Source organism: Mucilaginibacter sp. P4_E8, from assembly GCF_056401495.1.
In genome coordinates this window covers 1-2,724 of sequence record NZ_JBFUJG010000292.1, presented here as the reverse complement: position 1 = coordinate 2,724, position 2,724 = coordinate 1, and the positions used below count along the sequence as shown (strand labels likewise).

Annotated in this window: 1 protein-coding gene and 1 pseudogene; both read left to right on the top strand. The window is 38.6% G+C overall.

The window, feature by feature from the left end; genetic code table 11:
• Window positions 1–1,847 (top strand): GAF domain-containing protein (locus AC1DRQ_RS30610; RefSeq protein ID WP_477429765.1); only part of this gene is annotated, 1,847 nt, incomplete at its 5' end.
• 52 nt (window positions 1,848–1,899) lie between these two features.
• Window positions 1,900–2,724 (top strand): annotated as a pseudogene (locus AC1DRQ_RS30605) (BamA/TamA family outer membrane protein); the annotation flags it as partial.

Sequence of the window (2,724 nt, the reverse complement as noted above, 5' to 3'; positions counted from 1 at the left end):
GCCTTTCGCGATATTATAACATTCAAACCAATACCCAGTTCATCAATATAAAATTAATAGGCGATTTGCCGGCGCTTACATTTGAAACAATTGAGCCCTATATTAATGATTATGAAGGGATCGAAAAATTAGAGGACATATTGCCGCTTACAAATTTCAGGTTTGAAGGTTTTTCGGTTATCACATTAACGGATGTAACACTTCCGCATGCTATTGAGAGCATCAGGAATGAGTTGGTTAACCATGCCAATACAGAAACTGATCAATATAACCTCATTATAGATTCACTTAAAACCCTGTCCGAAAATCCGGCTATTGAATTTGGGTTATTACCATTTTTAACGGTTAATAATAAACTGATATTTGACACCAATGAGTGCTCACAAAGTGTATTGATCACATCGGCAAAGGAATTTAGCCTGGCCGAGGAGACATTTTACTCCATAACTGATGATTATAAGAAGAATCCCAGACCCGTATTTTTCAGATCGATTACAGAAGAAAAGGTATTAAAACATCCGTTCCTTAATGTTTTAAAGCAATCAGGCATAAAATCATACGGCATTTTCCCTGTTTATTACAATAAAAAAATGGCAGGGATAATGGAGGTTTACTCTTATGAAGAGATAGTTTTTTATGAAAAACTATTATCAAAACTGCAGGTAGCTATTCCGTTGATAGCGCAATTATTGCAAAATAGTATTGATCAGTTTGCTTCGCGTATTGAAAAAGTTATTAAAAATAAATTTACCTCACTACAGCCATCGGTTCAATGGAAATTTAATGAAGTAGCGTGGAACTATCTTAAAAAAGGCACCAGAAATAAAAAGAACCAGGAAATTGAAACTGTGGTTTTTGATGACGTTTATCCGTTGTTTGGCGCAGTTGATATCAGAAATTCAACTATTGAACGTAATAGCGCCTTACAAGAAGATCTGAAAGCCTTGCTTACCATCATAATGGAAACATTGGCTGTATTAAAAGGGCATATACACTTAACCCTTACCGACAAGCTAATATACAAATGTGAAGAATGGCTTGAAAAGGTAAGCGGATTTATAACCACCAATGATGAATTGATGCTTGATACTTTTCTGCATGATGAAGTTAACCCCTTTCTTAATCATTTCAGGCAAAACTATCCGGATGAGAAAGTGATCATTGACAGGTATTTTGATGCATTAAACGAAGAGACAGGTTCGGCGTTCGGCAACCGCCGCAACCTTGAAACCTCCATGCAACTTATTAATACCTCCATTAATCATTATCTTGAACAGGCACAGGAAGAAGTGCAGGAGTCGTTCCCATGCTATTTTGAAAAATTCCGTACCGATGGAGTGGAATATGATATTTATATCGGGCAATCCATAGCCCCCGACAGGGTATTTGATCTTCTGTATTTAAAAAACATCCGTTTGTGGCAGCTAAAATCAATGGCCGAAATTGCAAGGCTTACCTACGGGTTAACTGACCAGCTTTCAAGGCCGCTGCAAACAACACAGCTTATATTTATACATTCAAATTCTATTGATATAAGTTTCAGAAATGATGAAAGACGGTTTGATGTGGAAGGTGCCTACAATATCAGGTATGAGGTTGTAAAAAAACGCATTGATAAGGTTTTAATAGCCGGAACTATTGAACGTTTAACACAACCCGGCAAAATAGCCATGGTTTACTTTAACCAGGCAGAAGCAGCAGAATATCAGGAATATATTAAGTACCTGCAGGAGGAAAAAGTATTAGCCGATGACCTTGAATATCTTGAATTGGAAGAACTACAGGGTGTTACAGGCTTAAAAGCTTTAAGAGTGGGAGTTAATTACGAAATAGCTTTAGAAAAATAAAACTATTTTGTAATATGCGTATATACTGCTATCGCGAAACAAGAACCTTTGTATGGTACCCCGTAAAAACCTGTTTAAATATTTATTCCTGTTTTTAACGGGCTTTTTACTATTAAACTCTTTAGGCTCACAAGCGCAAATATCGGGCGATAGTATAAAACTGGCTATTGAACCAGATTACAATAAAGTAAGCAAAACCCATCGTTTTTTTCTTGGCGAAAACTATCGTAAACTTTGGTCGGCCCCGGTTAAGCTAAGGATATTTCATATATCTAAAGAAAAGGGTGGTTTGAAGATTTTGCAGAGAGGCGGAGGGAAACAAACCAAATCATTACGCCTGCAGGATCCAACCGGGCAGCAATGGGTTTTAAGAACCATTCAAAAATATCCTGAAAAGGGGTTACCGGTAGATCTTAGGCCTACTGTAGCCAAAGATATATTGCAGGATCAGGTATCAGCCGCTCATCCATTTTCGGCATTAACGGTACCGCCACTGGCCCTGGTATTAGGTATACCTCATTCTAATCCCGAAATTGTTTACGTACCTGACGACCCGGCGCTGGGTGAGTACCAACAAGATTTTGCCAATCAGGTTTTTTTATTCGAAGAGCGGGAACCGCTGGATGCCGAAAAAACGGATAATACAGAAAAAGTACAGCGTAAACTACAGGATGATAACGATAACCGGGTTGACGAAAAGATAGTTTTAAGGGCGCGCCTGCTGGATATGCTTTTAGGCGACTGGGACAGGCACGAAGATCAGTGGCGTTGGGAGAAGATAGATGGTAAGCATGAAACAATTTATGAACCCGTACCCCGCGACCGTGATCAGGTATACTACAAAACATCGGGTTTATTTCCGTGGATAGTATCTCAG